A 270-nucleotide genomic window follows, 5' to 3' on the forward strand; every position below is an offset into this window, starting at 1 on the left:
GCCGCTCAGCGGCGCCAACAGCTATTCGGTCACTTTTGCCGCGGGTCAGGAGCCGCCTGTCAACGGCTTCTGGTCGCTCACCCTTTACAACGACAAGCACCTGTTCCACCCCAACCCGCTCAATCGCTACTCGCTGGGCACCAAGAACAAGGATCTCAAGCGTAACGAGGATGGCTCGCTGACCCTCTACATTGGCGTCAAGTCACCCGGTCAGGACAAGGAGGCCAACTGGCTGCCGGCGCCGGAGGGGGACTTCTCGCTCTATATCCG

The 270-nt window shown here is 61.1% G+C and carries 1 protein-coding gene; it reads left to right on the top strand.

Annotated features, from left to right (window positions below; translation table 11 throughout):
- The coding region (locus tag SB660_RS20820) for a DUF1214 domain-containing protein (protein ID WP_410584251.1) at positions 1-270 on the top strand (270 nt) is incomplete at both ends.

Origin of the sequence: Bacillus sp. SIMBA_005 (assembly GCF_046535585.1) — a bacterium.
Lineage (GTDB): Bacteria > Bacillota > Bacilli > Bacillales > Bacillaceae > Bacillus > Bacillus pumilus.